Here is a 19,047-nt window from a genome sequence, read left to right as displayed (position 1 = left end):
ACGCCATCGCTGGCAAGCCAGCTCCTACAAGGTCCCAGGCCTGGCGATAGTCCGGGGTGAGACACCGTCCCGTGGGAGCCGGCTTGCCGATGATGAGGGCAGAGAGTCCTGCATCGATCTTCCGGACGCCATCGCCGGCAAGCCAGCTCCTACAAGGTCCCCAGCCTGGCGATAGTCCGGGGTGAGACGCCGTACTGTGGGAGCCGGCTTGCTGGCGATGAGGGCAGAGCGTCCTGCATCGGTCTTGCGGACGCCATCGCCGGCAAGCCAGCTCCTACAAGGTCCCAGCGATAGTCCAGGGTGAGACACCATCCTGTGGGAGCCGGCTTGCTGGCGATAGCGGCAGTGCGGCCTGGATTGTCAGCGCCGGTTGGCCCAGCGCAGGCGCAGCCACTCCAGGTCTTCGGGACGGGTGACCTTGATATTGTCCGAACGCCCCTCCACCAGACGCGGCGCCTGCCCCGCCCATTCCATCGCCGAGGCTTCGTCGGTGATGGTGACATCCGCCACCAGGCTGTCGGCCAGCGCCCGGTGCAAGGCACCGAGACGGAACATCTGTGGCGTGTAGGCCTGCCAGATCAGGCTGCGATCGACGGTTTCCACCACCCGGCCATGCTGGTCGACACGCTTGAGGGTGTCCCGGGCCGGCACGGACAGCAAGCCGCCCACCGGATCGTCGGCGAGCTCGGCCAACAGCTTGTCGAGATCGTCGCGGGACAGGTTCGGCCGCGCCGCATCATGAACCAGTACCCAATCCTCATCCGCCGCCCCCCGGGCATGCAGGTGCAGCAAGGCATTGAGGACCGAGTCGGCACGTTCGGCGCCACCGTCGACGCGCTGGATGCGCGGGTCGCCGGCACAGGCCAGGCCAGGCCAATAGGGATCGTCGGGCGCCAGGCTGAGCACCAGCCCCTTGAGTCCCGGATGATCGAGAAAACAGCCGAGGCTGTGTTCGAGAATGGTTCGTCCGCCCAGTTGCAGGTACTGCTTGGGACGGTCGGCCGCCATACGGGCACCCACGCCCGCGGCAGGAATCACGGCCCAGAAGGCCGGTAGCGATGAGTCAGTCATTGTGCCAACTGATAGAGGGTTTCGCCGTCCTTGACCATGCCCAGTTCATGGCGAGCACGTTCTTCAACGGTCTCCATGCCTTTCTTCAGCTCAAGAACTTCCGCATCGAGGACACGGTTACGCTCCAGCAGACGCTCGTTCTCGGCATGCTGGTCGGCAATCTGTTGTGTCAGGTCGGCTACCTGCGCCAGGCTCCCGTTACCCACCCAAAGGCGGTACTGCAGGCCAGCCAGCAGCAAGAGCAAGACAAGGAACAACCAATTGGGACTGCGCATCGAATTTCGTTTACCCAGTGAAAAAGACAGCCAAGCCGACTTCCGTATACCCAACAGCACGAAGCCTGGAAAGACCAGGCTTGTGCTTGTCAGCCATCAGATTAGTTGCGAAAAAGCCGCTATAGCGACTTTTCCGACACAATCCGGTGTCTTTTTACCATCTACTGCTTAACCGCGAAACTCGGAACGACCGTTGTACTTCGCCTTGGCGCCCAATTGCTCTTCGATACGCAGCAGTTGGTTGTACTTGGAAACGCGGTCGGAACGGCACAGCGAGCCGGTCTTGATCTGGCCGGCAGCGGTGCCCACGGCCAGGTCGGCAATGGTCGAATCTTCGGTTTCACCGGAACGGTGCGAGATCACCGCGGTGTAGCCGGCGGCCTTGGCCATCTGGATGGCTTCCAGGGTTTCGGTCAGGGTGCCGATCTGGTTGAACTTGATCAGGATGGAGTTGGCGATCTTCTTGTCGATGCCTTCCTTCAGGATCTTGGTGTTGGTCACGAACAGGTCGTCGCCCACCAGTTGGGTCTTCTCGCCGATCTTGTCGGTAAGAATTTTCCAGCCAGCCCAGTCGGACTCGTCCAGGCCATCTTCGATGGAGATGATCGGGTAGCGTTCGGTCAGGCCTTTCAGGTAGTCGGCGAAACCTTCGGCGGTGAACACCTGGCCTTCGCCGGACAGGTTGTACTTGCCGTCTTCGAAGAACTCGCTGGCCGCGCAGTCCAGGGCCAGGGTCACGTCGGTGCCCAGTTTGTAACCGGCATTGGCGACCGCTTCGGAGATGACTTTCAGGGCATCTTCGTTGGAGGCCAGGTTCGGCGCGAAACCACCTTCGTCACCGACAGCGGTGCTCAGGCCACGGGCTTTGAGCACGGCCTTGAGGTGATGGAAAATCTCGGTGCCCATGCGCAGGCCTTCGGAGAAGGACTTGGCGCCGACCGGCTGGACCATGAACTCCTGGATGTCGACGTTGTTGTCGGCATGCTCGCCGCCGTTGATGATGTTCATCATCGGTACCGGCATGGAGTAGACACCCGGGGTGCCGTTCAGGTTGGCAATGTGCGCGTACAGAGGCAGGTCCTGATCCTGCGCAGCCGCCTTGGCCGCAGCCAGGGACACGGCGAGGATGGCGTTGGCGCCCAGGGTCGCCTTGTTCTCGGTGCCATCCAGCGCGATCATCGCGTGGTCCAGGGCCTTCTGGTCGGAAGGATCCTTGCCCAGCAACAGTTCGCGGATCGGACCGTTGATGTTGCCGACAGCCTTCAGCACGCCCTTGCCCAGGTAACGGCTCTTGTCGCCATCACGCAGCTCAAGCGCCTCACGCGAGCCGGTGGAAGCACCGGACGGAGCGCAGGCGCTGCCGATGATGCCGTTGTCCAGAAGGACGTCCGCTTCCACGGTGGGGTTGCCACGGGAGTCGAGAACTTCACGACCTTTGATGTCGACGATTTTTGCCATTGTTGTAAACACTCCAAAGTTGACGAAAACCTTGCAGGAGCCGGCTTGCCGGCGATGGCGTCCGTAAGATCGCTATCGCCGGCAAGCCCGCTCCCACAAAAGTTGTACGGCCGGCAGGCCAGAGCGAAAATTGTGGGGCAGTCTACCGAATAAACGAGGATTACGCGGTTTCTATCGTCGGAAAACTCTTCACCAGTTCGTCCAACGCCTTGAGCTGGGCCAGGAACGGCTCCAGTTTGTCCAGGCGCAGGGCACAAGGACCGTCGCACTTGGCGTTGTCCGGATCCGGATGCGCCTCGAGGAACAACCCCGCCAGGCCCTGGCTCATGCCGGCCTTGGCCAGGTCGGTGACCTGGGCCCGACGACCGCCGGCGGAGTCCGAACGGCTGCCCGGCATCTGCAGGGCGTGGGTCACGTCGAAGAACACCGGGTATTCGAACTGCTTCATGATGCCGAAGCCGAGCATGTCGACCACCAGGTTGTTGTAGCCGAAGCTCGAACCGCGCTCGCAGAGGATCAACTGGTCGTTACCGGCTTCCACGCACTTGCTCAGGATGTGTTTCATTTCCTGGGGCGCGAGGAACTGGGCCTTCTTGATGTTGATCACCGCGCCGGTCCTGGCCATGGCGACCACCAGGTCGGTCTGGCGCGACAGGAAGGCCGGCAACTGGATGATGTCGCAGACCTCGACGGCCACGGCGGCCTGGGCCGGCTCGTGGACGTCGGTGATGATCGGCACGCCGAACGCTTGCTTGATGTCCTGGAAGATCCGCATGCCCTCTTCCAGGCCGGGGCCACGGTAGGAGGTCACGGAGGAACGGTTGGCCTTGTCGAAGCTGGCCTTGAACACGTAGGGGATACCGAGCTTTTCGGTGACCTTGACGTACTCTTCGCAGACCTGCATCGCCATGTCACGGCTTTCCAGCACGTTCATGCCACCGAACAGCACCATCGGCTTGTCGTTGGCGATCTCGATGTCGCCGACGCGAATGATCTTCTGGGCCATCAGCTTTACGCCTTCTTCTGGTGTTGGGCCAAAGCGGCTTTGACGAAACCGCTGAACAGCGGGTGGCCGTCACGCGGGGTCGAAGTGAACTCGGGGTGGAACTGGCAGGCGACGAACCATGGATGATCCGGGGCCTCGACCACTTCGACCAGCGCGCCGTCACCGGAACGACCGGAAATCTTCAGGCCGGCTTCCATGATCTGCGGCAGCAGGTTGTTGTTCACTTCGTAGCGGTGACGGTGACGCTCGACGATCACGTCCTTGGCGTAGCAATCGTGAACCAGCGAACCCGGCTCCAGCAGGCAGTCCTGGGCGCCCAGGCGCATGGTGCCGCCCAGGTCCGACGTCTCGGTGCGGGTTTCCACCGCGCCGGTGGCATCTTCCCACTCGGTGATCAGGCCGACGACCGGGTGAGCGCTGGTGCGGTCGAACTCGGTGGAGTTGGCGTCCTTCCAGCCCAGCACGTTACGGGCGAACTCGATCACGGCCACTTGCATGCCCAGGCAGATACCCAGGTACGGCACCTTGTTCTCGCGAGCGTATTGCACGGCGGTGATCTTGCCTTCCACTCCACGCAGGCCGAAACCGCCCGGTACGAGGATCGCATCGACGCCTTCGAGCAGGCCGGTGCCCTGGTTCTCGATGTCTTCGGAATCGATATAGCGCAGGTTGACCTTGGTGCGGTTGGTGATGCCGGCGTGACTCATCGCTTCGATCAGCGACTTGTAGGCATCCAGCAGCTCCATGTACTTGCCGACCATGGCGATGGTGACTTCGTGCTCGGGGTTGAGCTTGGCGTCGACCACTTTTTCCCACTCGGACAGGTCGGCACCATTGCATTGCAGACCGAAACGCTCGACGACGAAGTCATCCAGGCCCTGGGCGTGCAGGACGGCCGGGATCTTGTAGATGGTGTCGACGTCTTCCAGGGAAATCACCGCACGCTCTTCGACGTTGGTGAACAGCGCGATCTTGCGACGCGAGGACACGTCCACCGGGTGGTCGGAACGGCAGATCAGCACGTCCGGCTGCAGGCCGATGGAGCGCAGCTCCTTGACCGAGTGCTGGGTCGGCTTGGTCTTGGTCTCGCCGGCGGTGGCGATGTACGGGACCAGGGTCAGGTGCATCAGCATCGCGCGCTTGGAGCCGACTTCGACCCGCAACTGGCGGATGGCTTCGAGGAACGGTTGCGACTCGATGTCACCCACGGTGCCGCCGATCTCCACCAGGGCCACGTCGGCATCGCCGGCGCCCTTGATGATGCGACGCTTGATTTCGTCGGTGATGTGCGGAATCACCTGGATGGTCGCGCCCAGGTAATCACCACGGCGCTCCTTGCGCAGCACGTGCTCGTAGACACGGCCGGTGGTGAAGTTGTTGTTCTGGGTCATGGTCGTGCGGATGAACCGCTCGTAGTGGCCCAGGTCCAGGTCGGTCTCGGCGCCGTCGTGGGTGACGAACACTTCACCGTGCTGGAACGGGCTCATGGTGCCCGGGTCGACGTTGATGTACGGGTCCAGTTTGAGCATGGTGACTTTCAGTCCCCGCGCCTCCAGGATGGCCGCCAATGAAGCCGAGGCAATGCCTTTCCCCAATGAAGAAACAACACCGCCCGTGACGAATATGTAGCGCGTCATGAAAAACCCTAGAAGTCTGCGTTAAAGCGGTCCGAGCCGCCGGGGAAAGCGAAGGAAGGCCGAAGCCCCCGATCACCTGCATTAATCACAGTGCATCTTTCAAAAAAACCGCCGCGTTGGGACAGACCGGAAGTGACGACACCGGTACGTTGCTCGCTACACATTTTTTGGAATCGCCCAGCAAAGACTGCTTGGTAATCGGCAACTCCTGCAATTCAGGCGAATCCACAGAAGTTGTATCAAGAAGGGAGCGTAGTCTACCGGAAAGCGGCTTTCAGCTCAAACCTTGATCGCTCGAAGGTGGCTGCCATTGCAAATGCCAGTCTCCGAACGCGCTGCCATCGAGCCCCGCCAGGTTGGCCACGGCCAGTAATTGCTCGCCCCGGTAGACCAGCGGCAATCGGCCGCGGACAAACCAGGGCACCCCGCTTTCATTAAGCAGACGCTTCAGATCCCGATGCCCGCGGTCCGGCAGGTGCAACACCTCGCCGCCCTGACGATAGCGCACCCGCAACGGACCCGGCGGCGCATCGCCGATGATCAGCAGTTCGCCGTTGTCCGGCAATTCCAGGGTCTGCCCGGGTCTGGTCCACTCGATATCCGCCACCGGCTGGCGCAACCAGGAACCGCTCAGCCACCACAGGTGCTCATCGGCGCGGTGCAACTCGCCTTCGGCCAGGCGCCACTTGGGCCGGGCATCGTGCCCGGCGTCGCGCAGGTCATCCCAGCCGGCCCAGTGGTCGCTGTCCGGCAAGCGCGTCAGCGGTGCCAGCCAGTGACGCAGCAGGTTGCGCTGGCGAGCCGGCGACAGCTCGATCACCGCATCCAGCGCCAGGGACGGCATGCCCAGCCAGTCATAGCGGGAATGGGCCTGGGCCTCGTCGAGATCGACGTCGGCCAGCTCGTCCAGCAGTTCCTGGGCCTCGCGCAGGTGCGCGGCGCTGCGCACCATGCTGCTGACCGCCTGCGGCCAGCGCTCGGTGAGATCGGGGAAAACCCGATGACGCAGGTAGTTGCGGGAAAACTGCTGGTCGGCGTTGGACGGGTCTTCGATCCAGTTCAGGCCGTGCTCGCGGGCGTACTGCTCCAGTTCCGCACGCGAGACATCGAGCAGCGGCCGCACCAGGTAGCCGCCGCCCACCTCGCGTTCGCCCGGCATGGCCGCCAGGCCACGTACCCCGGCACCGCGCAACAGCCGGAACAACAGCGTCTCGGCCTGGTCATCGCGATGCTGGGCCGTCAGCAGGACTTCGTTCAACTGGGTCACCCCGGCAAAGGCCAGGTAGCGCGCATCCCGGGCGGCGCGCTCGAGACTGGCACCGAGCTGGACGCTGACCCGCACCACCTGCAAGGGCACGCCCAGGGTGTCGCAGAATGCCTGGCAATGTTCCGGCCAGCTATCGGCGGCAATCTGCAAGCCGTGATGGATATGCAGGGCCGTCAGTTCGGGCAGGGATTCGGTCTTGCCCAGGCGGGCGAGAAGATGCAGGAGGACGGTGGAGTCGAGGCCGCCCGAGAACGCTACGCGCCAGGCCGAGGCGTTACGCCAGGGGGCCAGGGCATGCAGCAGTCGGTCTGCCAGAGGAAGGGTACGCAGAGTCATGAGTTCGGTCGCTTTTCGCCTCAATGCGGTCAGCCTGACTGAAACACAAACCTGTAGGAGCCGGCTTGCCGGCGATGAGGCCGGCAAGTCTTGCATCGACGGCTCGAATCGCCGGCAAGCCGGCTCCTACAGGGGTGAGCGCCGCCTTGGAATTCAGGGGCGCTCCATCAGGTCACTTAGAGACCGTAGCTCATCAATCGCTCATAGCGACGGGCCAGCAGCGCATCGTTGTCGAATTTCTTCAACATCGCCAGCTGCGAGCTCAGTTCGGCACGGATCAGGGCCGCCGCGGCCACCGGATCACGGTGGGCACCGCCCAGGGGCTCGGCGATCACCTTGTCGACGATGCCCAGGCCTTTCAGGCGCTCGGCGGTAATACCCATGGCTTCCGCGGCATCCGGAGCCTTCTCGGCGGTTTTCCAGAGGATCGACGCGCAACCTTCCGGAGAAATCACCGCGTAGGTCGAGTACTGCAGCATGTTCAACTGGTCGCAGACACCAATCGCCAGTGCACCGCCGGAACCACCCTCACCGATAACGGTGGCGATGATCGGCGTCTTCAGGCGCGCCATGACCCGCAGGTTCCAGGCGATGGCCTCGCTCTGGTTGCGCTCCTCGGCATCGATTCCCGGGTAGGCGCCCGGCGTGTCGATGAAGGTCAGGATCGGCATCTTGAAGCGTTCGGCCATTTCCATCAGGCGGCAGGCCTTGCGATAGCCTTCCGGACGCGGCATGCCGAAGTTGCGGCGAACCTTCTCGCGCACTTCACGGCCTTTCTGGTGACCGATCACCATCACTGGCTGGTCTTCCAGGCGGGCAATACCGCCGACGATCGCGGCATCGTCGGAGAAATGACGGTCGCCGTGCAGCTCATCGAACTCGGTGAAGATGTGCTCGATGTAGTCCAGGGTGTACGGACGACGCGGATGACGCGCCAGGCGCGCGATCTGCCAGCTGGTCAGCTTGCCGAAAATGTCTTCGGTCAGCGTGCTGCTCTTGTCTTGCAGGCGAGAGATTTCATCGCCGATGTTCAGCGAATTGTCATTACCGACCAAGCGCAGTTCTTCGATCTTGGCTTGCAGGTCAGCGATCGGCTGTTCGAAATCAAGAAAATTCGGGTTCATAAGCATCCGTCTTGGGTCGAGCACAGTAGTTTTTACACAGCCTGGCCGGCCGATTGATCTGTATCGCGCCCTACCTTAAGGGATATGGCGCGCTCAGGTCGAGATTAAAAGTAAGTTCAAGGTCGGGGCGCATTCATGGCACCACCACCTCAACGGTATTGGAGAAAGACGTTGTCTCGCCCGAACTGGTCACGCAATGCCTGAATCAGACTGTCCGCCGGGTCGATCTTCCAGCCGTCACCGAGCTGCAGCAGGGCCTTGGCATCCTGGCCGGTGTACTCCATGGTGATCGGGCAGGCGCCCCGGTGCTTCTTGAACAACTCGCCCAGCCAGCGTAGCTCATCGCCCTTGAGCGCGGCGCTCTGCACCTTCAGGCGCAGGCTTTCGGCCAGGTTGGTCCGGGCATCTTCCATGCTCATCACCCGCTTGACCCGCAGGCGCAGGCCCCCGGAGAAGTCATCGTTGCTGACCTCGCCCTCGACCACCACCATCGCGTCGGTCTGCAACAGCGACTGGGCCGACATGAAGGCATCGGCGAACAATGACGCCTCGATTCGCGCCGAGCGGTCGTCGAGGGTTATAAAGCCCATTTTGTCGCCTTTTTTGTTTTTCATCACCCGCAGGTTGATGATCATCCCCGCCACGGTCTGGGTATCCCGGGCCGGCTTCAGGTCGATGATGCGCTGGCGGGCAAAACGACGGATCTCGCCTTCGTACTCGTCGATCGGGTGACCGGTCAGGTACAGGCCGAGGGTGTCCTTCTCGCCTTTCAGGCGCTCCTTGAGGGTCAGCTCCTTGGCCTTGCGGTGATTGCCGTAGACATCCGCGTCCTCCTCGACGAACAAGCCGCCAAACAGGTCGGCGTGGCCGCTGTCGTGGGTACGCGCGGTCTGTTCGGCGGCCTTGATCGCTTCTTCCATCGCCGCCAGCAGGACGGCGCGGTTACGGTCGATATTGGCCTGGTACGGCTTGGGTTCGTCGTAGAAATACGGTCCGAGACGATCCAGCGCACCGCTGCGGATCAGGCCGTCGAGGGTGCGCTTGTTGATGCGCTTGAGGTCGACCCGGGCGCAGAAATCGAACAGGTCCTCGAACGGTCCCGCCTGGCGCGCTTCGGTAATCGCTTCCACCGGGCCTTCGCCAACGCCCTTGATGGCGCCGAGGCCATAGATGATCCGGCCTTCGTCGTTCACCGTGAACTTGAACTCCGAGGTGTTCACGTCCGGTGCGTCGAGGCGCAGCTTCATGGTCCGCACTTCCTCGATCAAGGTCACGACCTTGTCGGTGTTGTGCATATCCGCCGAGAGTACCGCGGCCATGAACGGCGCCGGGTAATGGGCCTTCAGCCACGCGGTCTGGTACGACACCAGGCCGTAGGCGGCAGAGTGGGATTTGTTGAAGCCGTAACCGGCGAACTTCTCCACCAGATCGAAGATGTTACCGGCCAGGTCCGGGTCGATATTGTTGGTCGCGCAACCCTCGATGAAACCGCCGCGCTGCTTGGCCATTTCCTCGGGTTTCTTCTTGCCCATGGCTCGACGCAGCATGTCCGCGCCACCGAGGGTGTAGCCGGCCATGACCTGGGCAATCTGCATCACCTGTTCCTGGTACAGGATGATGCCGTAGGTCGGCGCCAGCACCGGCTTGAGGCCTTCGTACTGGTAGTCGGAGTGCGGATACGCCAGCTCGGCACGGCCGTGCTTGCGGTTGATGAAGTCGTCCACCATGCCGGACTGCAACGGGCCCGGACGGAACAGGGCCACCAGGGCGATAAGGTCTTCCAGGCAGTCGGGCTTGAGCTTCTTGATCAGTTCCTTCATGCCGCGGGATTCAAGCTGGAATACCGCGGTGGTCTCGGCCTTCTGCAACAGGCTGTAGGTCGGCTTGTCATCCAGCGGGATGAAGGCGATATCCAGCGGCGGCTCGTTGACCTTGGCGCGGTCGCGGTTGATGGTCTTCAGCGCCCAGTCGATGATCGTCAGGGTCCGCAGGCCGAGGAAGTCGAACTTCACCAGGCCGGCGGCCTCGACGTCGTCCTTGTCGAACTGGGTTACCAGGCCATCGCCTTCTTCGTCGCAATAGATCGGCGAGAAGTCGGTCAGCTTGGTCGGCGCGATCACCACACCACCGGCGTGCTTACCGACGTTACGCACCACGCCTTCGAGCTTGCGCGCCATCTCCCAGATTTCCGCCGCTTCTTCATCGACCTTGATGAAGTCGCGCAGGATTTCTTCCTGCTCGTAGGCTTTTTCCAGGGTCATGCCGACTTCGAAGGGGATCATCTTCGACAGGCGGTCCGCCAGGCCATAGGACTTGCCCTGTACCCGCGCCACGTCACGCACCACCGCCTTGGCGGCCATGGAACCGAAGGTGATGATCTGGCTCACCGCGTTGCGGCCGTATTTCTCGGCCACATAGTCGATCACCCGGTCGCGACCGTCCATGCAGAAGTCGACGTCGAAGTCGGGCATGGAAACCCGTTCCGGGTTGAGGAAACGTTCGAACAGCAGGTCATATTCCAGCGGGTCGAGGTCGGTGATCTTCTGCACGTAGGCCACCAGGGAACCGGCACCCGACCCCCGGCCGGGACCGACCGGCACGCCGTTGTTCTTGGCCCACTGGATAAAGTCCATAACGATCAGGAAGTAACCGGGGAACCCCATCTGGATGATGATATCCAGCTCGAAATTCAGCCGGTCGACATAGACCTGGCGCCTGGCCTCGTAGTCTTCGGTGGTCTCCCTGGGCAGCAGGACCGCCAGGCGCTCTTCGAGACCGTCGAACGACACCTTGCGGAAATACTCGTCGATGGTCATGCCATCGGGAATCGGGAAGTTGGGCAGGAAGTGCTTGCCCAGCTTCACTTCGATATTGCAGCGCTTGGCGATCTCGACGGTGTTTTCCAGGGCGTCGGGCAGATCGCTGAACAGCTCGGCCATTTCCTCGGCGCTTTTCAGGTACTGCTGGTCGCTGTAGTTCTTCGAGCGACGCGGATCGTCGAGGGCCCGGCCCTCACCGATACAGACGCGGGTTTCGTGGGCCTCGAAGTCTTCCTGCTTGATGAAACGCACATCGTTGGTCGCCACCAGCGGCGCGCCCAGCTTCTCGGCCAGGGCCACGGCACCGTGCAGTTGTTCTTCGTCGTTGGGGCGATTGGTCCGCTGGATCTCCAGGTAGAAGCGGTCCGGGAACACCGCCATCCACTCACGCGCCAGGGTTTCGGCTTCCGCGGCGTTATCGCCGAGCAGGGCCATGCCGATCTCGCCCTCCTTCGCCGCCGACAGCATGATCAGGCCTTCATTGGCCTCGGCGACCCATTCGCGCTCGATGATGATCATGCCGTTGCGCTGACCGTCGATGAAACCACGGGAGATCAGCTCGGTCAGGTTGCGATAACCCAGGGGGTTCATCGCCAGCAGGCTGATGCGGCTCAACGGCGCATCGGGGTCCTTGTTCGACAGCCACAGGTCCGCGCCGCAGATCGGCTTGATCCCGGCGCCCATGGCGGTCTTGTAGAACTTGACCAGGGAACACATGTTGTTCTGGTCGGTCACCGCCACGGCGGGCATGTTCAGGCCGGCCAGGGCCTTGACCAGCGGCTTGATCCGCACCAGGCCGTCGACCAGGGAGTATTCAGTGTGCAGGCGCAGGTGAACGAATGAAGCCGGCATAGTGATCCTGTAGAAGCATGAAAAACGACAAGGCCCGGATTGTACCGGGCCTTGGCTAAAACATCAGCAGACTAAAGCTCGACAAGCCCCTCACGGGCTTCCCAGGCCAGCCGCACGGGCGCGAACGAGCGCCGGTGAATCGGGGTCGGCCCCAGGCGGTTCAGGGCTTCCAGGTGCACCGGCGTCGGATAGCCCTTGTGGCCGCCGATGCCGTAACCGGGATAGATCGATTCGAAAACCGCCATTTCACGATCTCGGCTGACCTTGGCCAGGATCGACGCCGCGGCAATCGCCGGCACCTTGCTGTCGCCCTTGACCACCGCTTCCGCCGGCATCGGCAGTTTCGGGCAGCGGTTGCCGTCGATCATTGCCAGCCTGGGCTGGATATGCAGGCCCGCGACCGCCCGTTGCATCGCGAGCATGGTCGCATGGAGGATATTCAGTTCATCGATTTCCTCGACCTCGGCCCGGGCGATACACCAGCTCAGGGCTTTTTCGCGGATTTCGTCGTACAGCTTTTCGCGGCGGGCCTCGGTCAGCTTCTTCGAGTCGTTCAGCCCGAGAATCGGCCGCTTGGGATCGAGGATCACCGCCGCCGTGACCACCGCACCGCAAAGCGGGCCGCGACCGACTTCGTCGACGCCGGCCACCAGTTCCCCGGCATCGGCCACCAGGCTGAAGTCCAGCCCCATCTGCATCTTCACATTACTCATACGGACTTTCCGATCAACGTCAGGACCGCGTCGGCGGCCTGGTTCGAGGCATCCAGGCGCAGGGTCCGGTGGATCTCGTCGAAACTGCGGGTCTGTTCCCGGCCATCCTCGATCAATGGCGACAGGGTCCTGGCCAGCGCTTCGGGCGTGGCGTCATCCTGCAACAACTCGGGCACCAGCAAACGCTGGGCCAGCAGGTTGGGCAGGGAGATATAGGGGCTCTTCACCAGGCGCTTGAGAATCCAGAAGGTCAGCGGTGCCAGGCGGTAGGCGACCACCATCGGGCGCTTGTAGAGCAAGGCCTCGAGGGTGGCCGTACCGGAGGCGATCAGCACCGCGTCACAGGCCGCCAGGGCCTTGTGGGACTGCCCGTCGAGCAGGGTCAGCGGCAGATCGCGCCCCACCAGCAAGGCCTCGATCTGGCTGCGGCGCTGCGGACTGGCGCAAGGCATGACAAAACGGATGCCGGGATGCATCGCCTGCAGACGCTGCGCCGTATCCAGGAACAGGCCGCCCAGGCGTCCGACTTCGCCGCCGCGACTGCCCGGCATCAAGGCCACCAACGGGCCGTCCGGCAGGCCCAGTTCGGCACGCGCGGCCGCCCGATCAGCCTGCAGCGGAATGGTATCGGCCAGGGTGTGCCCGACAAACCGCACCGGTACGCCTTTCTCTTCGTAGAAACGCGCCTCGAACGGCAACAGCGTCAGCATCAGATCACAGCCCTCACGAATCTTCAGTACCCGCTTCTGGCGCCAGGCCCAGACCGACGGGCTGACGTAGTGCACGGTCTTGATCCCGGCACGCCGCAGCTTGAGTTCGATATTGAGGGTGAAGTCCGGGGCGTCGATACCGATAAAGACGTCCGGCTTCTCGGCAATCAGCGTCTGGATCAGATGCTTGCGCCGCTTGAGCAGCTCAGGCAGGCGGCCGAGCACCTCGACCAGCCCCATGACCGAAAGGCGTTCCATGGGGAAATAGGAAACCAGCCCCTGCGCCTCCATCAGCGGCCCACCCACGCCGATAAATTCGACAGCGGGATACCGGGCCTTGAGGGCACGCATCAGACCGGAGCCGAGAATATCGCCGGACGCTTCACCGGCGACCAGCGCAATACGCAGGCTGGCCATGATCAGCGGGTGATGCCGCGGGTCGAGGACTGGATCGATTCGAGAAACACTGCCACTTCAGGGTACTGCGCGGCAGGCTCGGCCAGTTCGGCAATCGCCTGGTCCACGGTCAGGCCCTGGCGATACACCACCTTGTAGGCCCGGCGCAGCGCATGGATCACTTCCTCGCTGAAGCCCCGGCGACGCATGCCTTCGAAGTTCATGCTGCGGGCTTCGGCGGGGTTGCCGAACACCGTGACGTAGGCCGGAACGTCCTTGCCGATGGCGGTGCCCATGCCGGAGAAGCTGTGGGCACCGATATGGCAGAACTGGTGTACCAGGGTATAGCCGGACAGGATCGCCCAGTCATCCACGTGCACATGGCCGGCCAGCGCGGTGTTGTTGACCAGGATGCAATGGTTGCCGATCACGCTGTCATGGCCGATATGGGCATAGGCCATGATCAGGTTGTGGTCGCCCAGCGTGGTCTCCGAGCGATCCTGGACCGTGCCACGGTGGATCGTCACGCCTTCGCGGATGATGTTGTGATCACCGATCACCAGGCGGGTGTCCTCGCCCTTGTACTTGAGATCAGGGGTATCCTCACCTACCGAGGAAAACTGGTAGATGTGATTGTGCTTGCCGATCCGGGTCGAGCCCTTGAGGATCACATGCGGCCCGATCACTGTTCCCTCGCCGATTTCCACACCTGCGCCGACGATCGACCAGGGGCCGACCTCAACGCCGTCGGCCAGCACGGCCGTCGGATCGATGATTGCGCGAGGGTCAATCAAACTCATACCGCCTGTTCCGCACAGATGATCTCGGCCGAGCACACCGGCTTGCCGTCAACCGAAGCCTGGCACTCGAACTTCCAGATCTTGCGCTTGCAGCTGATGAAGGTGGCTTCGAGGATCAACTGATCACCCGGCTTGACCGGCTGGCGGAAGCGCAGCTTGTCGGAACCGACGAAATAGTAAAGGGTGCCATCGGCAGGCTTCACGTCCAGGATCTTGAAACCAAGGATGCCGGCAGCCTGGGCCATGGCTTCAATGATCAGGACACCCGGCATGATCGGATGCGCCGGGAAGTGACCGTTGAAGAAAGGCTCGTTGATGCTGACATTCTTGTAGGCACGAATGCGCTTGGCCTCGACATCCAGTTCCACCACCCGGTCCACCAGCAGGAACGGGTAACGGTGAGGCAGGTATTCGCGAATCTCGTTGATGTCCATCATTTCGTGGGGAAGCCTGTAGTAAAGATGGGGAGCACGCTGCGGGCGCGCTCCTCTAGCAAATCAAGAAGGCAGCTTTCGTACAGACTCTGGCGACTACTTGATATGGAAATGGTATCAGCCTTCAGATGAAGCGTCCGCGTCCGGGGTCACGTCCCCGACACGTTTTTCCAGCTGTCGCAGTCGCCGCGCGATGTCGTCGAGCTGGCGAATACGCGCCGCGCTCTTGCGCCATTCGGCTGCCGGCTGCATGGCCGTACCGGAAGAATAGGAGCCCGGCTCGGTGATCGAGTGGGTCACCATGGTCATTCCGGTCAGGAAAACGTTATCGCAAATCTCGATATGCCCCACGAGGCCGACGCCACCGGCGAGCATGCAGTGCTTGCCGATCTTGGTGCTGCCGGAAATGCCGCAGCAGGCCGCCATTGCGGTGTGATCACCCACCTGGACGTTATGGGCGATCTGGATCTGGTTGTCGAGCTTGACCCCGTTACCGATGATCGTATCGGCCAGGGCCCCACGGTCGATGGCGGTATTCACGCCGATTTCCACATCGTCACCGACCAGCACGCCGCCGATCTGGGCGATCTTGTGCCAGACGCCTTTCTGGTTGGCGAAGCCGAAACCTTCCCCGCCCAGCACGGCACCGGACTGGATCACCACGCGTTTGCCGATACGTACATCGTGGTAGAGCGTCACGCGTGGCGCGAGCCAGCCACCCTCACCGATCTCGCAACGAGCGCCGATAAAGCACTGCGCGCCGATGGTGACACCCGCACCAATGCGCGCGCCGCTTTCGATAACCACGAAGGCACCGATACTCGCCCTCGGATCGACGAACGCATCCGCCGCCACCACAGCGCTGGGGTGGATTCCCGCTGGCGCCTTGGGCTTTGGATCAAACTGGTGCGAAATGCGCGCATACGCCATGTACGGATCAGGCACCACCAGCGAATCCCCGGCATACGCCTCGGCATCGGCAGCCTTGAGCAACACGGCACCGGCCTGGCAATCTGTCAGGTATTTACGGTATTGGGGATTTGCCAGAAAGCTCAACTGAGCTGGGCCAGCCTCCTGCAAGGTGGCCAGCCCAGTGATTTCCTTCTCCGGGTCGCCACGCAGGGTGGCGCCGAGGATCTCGGCCAATTGGCCGAGCTTGATAGTCGCGGTCATGGATTACTTCAGCTGGTTCATGCGCTCGATAACCTGGCGAGTGATGTCGTACTGAGGTTTGACATCGATCACTGCACCACGCTCGAACACCAGGTCAAAGGCACCTTTCTTGATGACTTCTTCTACCGCGCTGTCCAGTTTCGGCTTCAACTGCTTGAGCATTTCACGGTCGGCAACAGCCTTGGCTTCGTTCAGCTCCTTGGACTGGAACTGGAAGTCACGGGCTTTCTGCTTGAATTCCAGCTCAAGACGTTCACGCTCGCCTTGCTGCATCTTGTCGCCACCGCTGACCAGACGGTCCTGGATGCCCTTGGCACTGCTTTCCAGGGTTTTCAGCTTGGTCAGTTGCGGGCCGAACTTCTTCTCGGCATCCACGGCGTATTTCTTCGCCGCGTCGGATTCCAGCAGGGCCATCTGGTAGTTCAGGACCGCGATCTTCATTTCGGCAAATGCCGGGGTCGCTACCAGAACAGTCGCCAGCAGCACCAGTTGAGTCAACTTACGCACGATAAACTCCTACAAAATCCATTGTCGTTATCTTGGGCCTGACCGTTAGAACGTCTGGCCGAGGGAGAATTGGAACACCTGAGTTTCGGCGTTATCCGGTTTCTTGATTGGCATGGCCAAGGCAAAACTCAACGGACCGAGCGCGGTAACCCAGGTCACACCCACGCCCACGGAGCTGGCGAGGTTGGTCAGGCTGATATCGTTGCACTGCGTCTGCGAAGACGTGCCGTTGGTGTTCTTGACCTGATCGCACTTGGAGTCGAACACGTTACCCACGTCCCAGAATACCGAGGTGCGCAGGGAACGCTGGTCCTTCACGAACGGCAGCGGGAACAGCAGTTCGGCACCACCCTGGATCAGCACGTTACCACCGAACGGCAGCGGATCGTTGTCCGAGTCGGCAATGGTACCGACGTTGCCGGTCACGCCGACACCACGGCTAGGCGTGCCACGAGGCCCCAGAGTACTGTCCTTGAAGCCGCGAACCGAGTTGAAACCACCTGCATAGTAGTTCTCGTAGAACGGCAGACCGTTCGTCGAACCGTAGCCGTCGCCATAACCCAGTTCGGTATGGAAACGCATGGTGTAGTTGTCGGTCAGCGGTGTGAACACCTGGCCGCGGTAGTCGAGCTTGAAGAACGACAGGTCGCTGCCCGGCGTAGTGGCTTCCAGGGTCAGGCTCTGGGAATGACCACGGGTCGCCAGGACGCCCTTGTTCAGGGTCGATTCCGACCAGCCAGCCGATGCCTTGAAGTTCAGGTAGCTGTCGCCTTCGCGGTTCACGAAGTCGAAGATCTCGTCCACGGTGTACAGGCCGGTCTTGATCTTGTCCTGCTGGGCAGTCAGACCGAAGGTCAGGCGCGAAGTCTCGCTGATCGGGTAGCCCACGCTGACGCCGGCACCCAGGCTGTCTACCGCGTAGCTGGCTACATCGACGTCGAGGTCCTTGTAGTCGGTGGTGCGGTAGAACACGTTGTAACCCAGGCTGACGCCGTCGGCGGTCCAGTAGGGGTCGACGTAGCCGAAGTTGTAGCGGCTCTGGTATTCGCTGCGGGTCAGGCCGATGCTGACCTTGTTACCGGTACCGAGGAAGTTGTTCTGGGTGATCGAACCACCCAGGATCAGACCGGCGCTCTGGGCAAAGCCGACGCTGGCGGTGATCGAGCCCGAAGCCTGTTCTTCCACGGCGTAGTTCACGTCGACCTGGTCGTCGACACCCGGAACAGCCGGGGTCTCGACGTTGACTTCCTTGAAGAAGCCCAGGCGCTCGAGACGGGTCTTGGACTGGTCGATCAGGTAGGTGGAAGCCCAACCGCCTTCCATCTGGCGCATTTCACGACGCAGAACTTCGTCCGCGGACTTGGTGTTGCCACGGAAGTTGATACGGTTGACGTAGGCACGCTTGCCCGGATCGACCACGAAGGTGATATCGACGGTGTGGTCGTCATCATGCGGCGTCGGTACGCCGTTGACGTTGGCGAAGGTATAGCCATCGTTACCCAGGCGACGGGTGATCAGTTCCGACGTGGTGGTCATCAGCTTGCGCGAGAACACCTGGCCCTTCTCGACCAGCAACAGCGACTTGACCTGGTCTTCAGGCACTTTCAGGTCGCCGCTGAGCTTCACGTCGCGAACCTTGTACTTCTGGCCTTCGGTGACGTTGACGGTGATATAGACGTTTTTCTTGTCCGGCGTGATCGAAACCTGGGTCGAGGCAATATCCATGTTGATATAGCCGCGGTCCAGGTAGTAGGAACGCAGACGCTCCAGGTCACCGGAAAGTTTTTCACGGGCATACTTGTCGTCGTTCTTGAAGAACGACAACCAGTTGGTGGTCTTGAGTTCGAACAGGTCGATCAGGTCGTCGTCGGGGAATACCGTGTTACCCACCACGTTGATGTGCTGGATGGCGGCAACGGTGCCTTCGTTGATCTTGATCTTCAGGCCGACGCGGTTGCGTGGCTGCGGTACCACTTCGGTCTCGACCTCGGCGGAGTAGCGGCCCTGGGCCACGTACTGGCGTTGGAGTTCGTTACGGACACCCTCGAGGGTCGCGCGCTGGAAGATCTCGCCTTCGGCCAGGCCGGATTGCTTCAGACCCTTCATAAGGTCATCAGTCGAAATTGCCTTGTTGCCTTCGATATCGATGCTGGCCACCGAAGGCCGCTCGACGACCGTGATGACCAGGACGTTGCCGTCGCGGCCCAGCTGGATATCCTGGAAGAAACCGGTTTTGAACAACGCACGAGTGGATTCCACCAGGCGACGGTCATCCGCTTGCTCCCCGACGTTCAACGGTAACGCGCCAAACACGCTACCAGCGGATACCCGCTGGAGGCCGTTGACACGAATATCGGAGATAGTGAAGGACTCGGCGTGAACTTCGGCGATCATCAATACGGTGAGAACCGCAGTTAGCAGCAGACGTTTCATGAAGTCCTTTCTTATTCCAACTGGCAATAAACAAAC

General features: G+C 61.7%; 15 protein-coding genes. All 15 read right to left on the bottom strand.

All coding sequences use genetic code 11. The features are described 5' to 3' along the window. Positions 1-360 precede the first annotated feature (360 nt). The 15 genes from ispD to bamA all read right to left on the bottom strand — a co-directional run bounded on the left by ispD (position 361) and on the right by bamA (position 19,011). Positions 361-1,071: a 2-C-methyl-D-erythritol 4-phosphate cytidylyltransferase gene (ispD, locus tag HX881_RS17785; RefSeq protein ID WP_017127139.1), complete on the bottom strand. Its 711-nt coding sequence runs from the start codon at positions 1,069-1,071 to the stop codon at positions 361-363. Further along, complete coding sequence (gene ftsB / locus HX881_RS17780) at positions 1,068-1,346, bottom strand: cell division protein FtsB (protein WP_017127138.1); 279 nt, start codon at positions 1,344-1,346, stop codon at positions 1,068-1,070. The genes ispD and ftsB overlap by 4 nt, the downstream gene beginning before the upstream one ends. A gap of 168 nt (positions 1,347-1,514) precedes the next feature. Beyond that, positions 1,515-2,804, bottom strand: a complete 1,290-nt coding sequence (gene eno / locus HX881_RS17775) for a phosphopyruvate hydratase (protein WP_017127137.1) — start codon at positions 2,802-2,804, stop codon at positions 1,515-1,517. 160 nt (positions 2,805-2,964) lie between these two features. Next, the gene (gene kdsA, locus HX881_RS17770; protein WP_177085729.1) at positions 2,965-3,810 is read right to left on the bottom strand and encodes a 3-deoxy-8-phosphooctulonate synthase; all 846 of its coding nucleotides are present in this window, start codon (positions 3,808-3,810) and stop codon (positions 2,965-2,967) included. 5 nt (positions 3,811-3,815) lie between these two features. Continuing rightward, complete coding sequence (gene pyrG, locus HX881_RS17765) at positions 3,816-5,447, bottom strand: CTP synthase (RefSeq protein WP_042935727.1); 1,632 nt, start codon at positions 5,445-5,447, stop codon at positions 3,816-3,818. Positions 5,448-5,721: 274 nt separating this feature from the next. Further along, complete coding sequence (gene tilS, locus HX881_RS17760) at positions 5,722-7,050, bottom strand: tRNA lysidine(34) synthetase TilS (protein WP_017127134.1); 1,329 nt, start codon at positions 7,048-7,050, stop codon at positions 5,722-5,724. A 176-nt stretch (positions 7,051-7,226) separates the two neighbouring features. Next, positions 7,227-8,174, bottom strand: a complete 948-nt coding sequence (locus HX881_RS17755) for an acetyl-CoA carboxylase carboxyltransferase subunit alpha (RefSeq protein WP_017127133.1) — start codon at positions 8,172-8,174, stop codon at positions 7,227-7,229. A gap of 149 nt (positions 8,175-8,323) precedes the next feature. Then, positions 8,324-11,845, bottom strand: a complete 3,522-nt coding sequence (gene dnaE, locus HX881_RS17750; protein WP_017127132.1) for a DNA polymerase III subunit alpha — start codon at positions 11,843-11,845, stop codon at positions 8,324-8,326. Between the two features lie 71 nt (positions 11,846-11,916). Next, entirely contained in the window at positions 11,917-12,543 is a 627-nt protein-coding gene (gene rnhB / locus HX881_RS17745; protein WP_104009863.1) for a ribonuclease HII, read from the bottom strand. 11 nt (positions 12,544-12,554) lie between these two features. Next, positions 12,555-13,685, bottom strand: a complete 1,131-nt coding sequence (gene lpxB / locus HX881_RS17740; protein WP_218171713.1) for a lipid-A-disaccharide synthase — start codon at positions 13,683-13,685, stop codon at positions 12,555-12,557. A gap of 2 nt (positions 13,686-13,687) precedes the next feature. Beyond that, on the bottom strand, positions 13,688-14,464 hold the full coding sequence (lpxA, locus tag HX881_RS17735; RefSeq protein WP_017127130.1) for an acyl-ACP--UDP-N-acetylglucosamine O-acyltransferase: 777 nt from the start codon (positions 14,462-14,464) through the stop codon (positions 13,688-13,690). Next, the gene (fabZ, locus tag HX881_RS17730; protein WP_017127129.1) at positions 14,461-14,901 is read right to left on the bottom strand and encodes a 3-hydroxyacyl-ACP dehydratase FabZ; all 441 of its coding nucleotides are present in this window, start codon (positions 14,899-14,901) and stop codon (positions 14,461-14,463) included. The genes lpxA and fabZ overlap by 4 nt, the downstream gene beginning before the upstream one ends. 114 nt (positions 14,902-15,015) lie before the next feature. Continuing rightward, positions 15,016-16,071: a UDP-3-O-(3-hydroxymyristoyl)glucosamine N-acyltransferase gene (gene lpxD, locus HX881_RS17725; RefSeq protein WP_177085727.1), complete on the bottom strand. Its 1,056-nt coding sequence runs from the start codon at positions 16,069-16,071 to the stop codon at positions 15,016-15,018. Between the two features lie 3 nt (positions 16,072-16,074). Further along, positions 16,075-16,578 (bottom strand): OmpH/Skp family outer membrane protein, encoded by a 504-nt coding sequence (locus HX881_RS17720; RefSeq protein ID WP_017127127.1) that lies wholly within the window; start codon positions 16,576-16,578, stop codon positions 16,075-16,077. 45 nt (positions 16,579-16,623) lie between these two features. Then, complete coding sequence (gene bamA, locus HX881_RS17715) at positions 16,624-19,011, bottom strand: outer membrane protein assembly factor BamA (RefSeq protein WP_042935724.1); 2,388 nt, start codon at positions 19,009-19,011, stop codon at positions 16,624-16,626. Positions 19,012-19,047: the final 36 nt, after the last annotated feature.

Source organism: Pseudomonas gingeri (genome assembly GCF_013386115.1).
Lineage (GTDB): Bacteria > Pseudomonadota > Gammaproteobacteria > Pseudomonadales > Pseudomonadaceae > Aquipseudomonas > Aquipseudomonas gingeri.
Note: the sequence above shows the minus strand (reverse complement) of the source record. Positions and strands in the feature narration are given on the sequence as shown.

Excerpts from the sequence above, each read along its gene's own strand:
- eno (WP_017127137.1), bottom strand. The coding sequence starts at position 2,804 with ATGGCAAAAATCGTCGACATCAAAGGTCGTGAAGTTCTCGACTCCCGT.
- lpxB (WP_218171713.1), bottom strand. The coding sequence starts at position 13,685 with ATGGCCAGCCTGCGTATTGCGCTGGTCGCCGGTGAAGCGTCCGGCGAT.
- rnhB (WP_104009863.1), bottom strand. The coding sequence starts at position 12,543 with ATGCAGATGGGGCTGGACTTCAGCCTGGTGGCCGATGCCGGGGAACTG.
- kdsA (WP_177085729.1), bottom strand. The coding sequence starts at position 3,810 with ATGGCCCAGAAGATCATTCGCGTCGGCGACATCGAGATCGCCAACGAC.
- tilS (WP_017127134.1), bottom strand. The coding sequence starts at position 7,050 with ATGACTCTGCGTACCCTTCCTCTGGCAGACCGACTGCTGCATGCCCTG.
- fabZ (WP_017127129.1), bottom strand. The coding sequence starts at position 14,901 with ATGATGGACATCAACGAGATTCGCGAATACCTGCCTCACCGTTACCCG.
- dnaE (WP_017127132.1), bottom strand. The coding sequence starts at position 11,845 with ATGCCGGCTTCATTCGTTCACCTGCGCCTGCACACTGAATACTCCCTG.
- lpxA (WP_017127130.1), bottom strand. The coding sequence starts at position 14,464 with ATGAGTTTGATTGACCCTCGCGCAATCATCGATCCGACGGCCGTGCTG.
- bamA (WP_042935724.1), bottom strand. The coding sequence starts at position 19,011 with ATGAAACGTCTGCTGCTAACTGCGGTTCTCACCGTATTGATGATCGCC.
- HX881_RS17755 (WP_017127133.1), bottom strand. The coding sequence starts at position 8,174 with ATGAACCCGAATTTTCTTGATTTCGAACAGCCGATCGCTGACCTGCAA.
- lpxD (WP_177085727.1), bottom strand. The coding sequence starts at position 16,071 with ATGACCGCGACTATCAAGCTCGGCCAATTGGCCGAGATCCTCGGCGCC.
- pyrG (WP_042935727.1), bottom strand. The coding sequence starts at position 5,447 with ATGACGCGCTACATATTCGTCACGGGCGGTGTTGTTTCTTCATTGGGG.
- ispD (WP_017127139.1), bottom strand. The coding sequence starts at position 1,071 with ATGACTGACTCATCGCTACCGGCCTTCTGGGCCGTGATTCCTGCCGCG.
- ftsB (WP_017127138.1), bottom strand. The coding sequence starts at position 1,346 with ATGCGCAGTCCCAATTGGTTGTTCCTTGTCTTGCTCTTGCTGCTGGCT.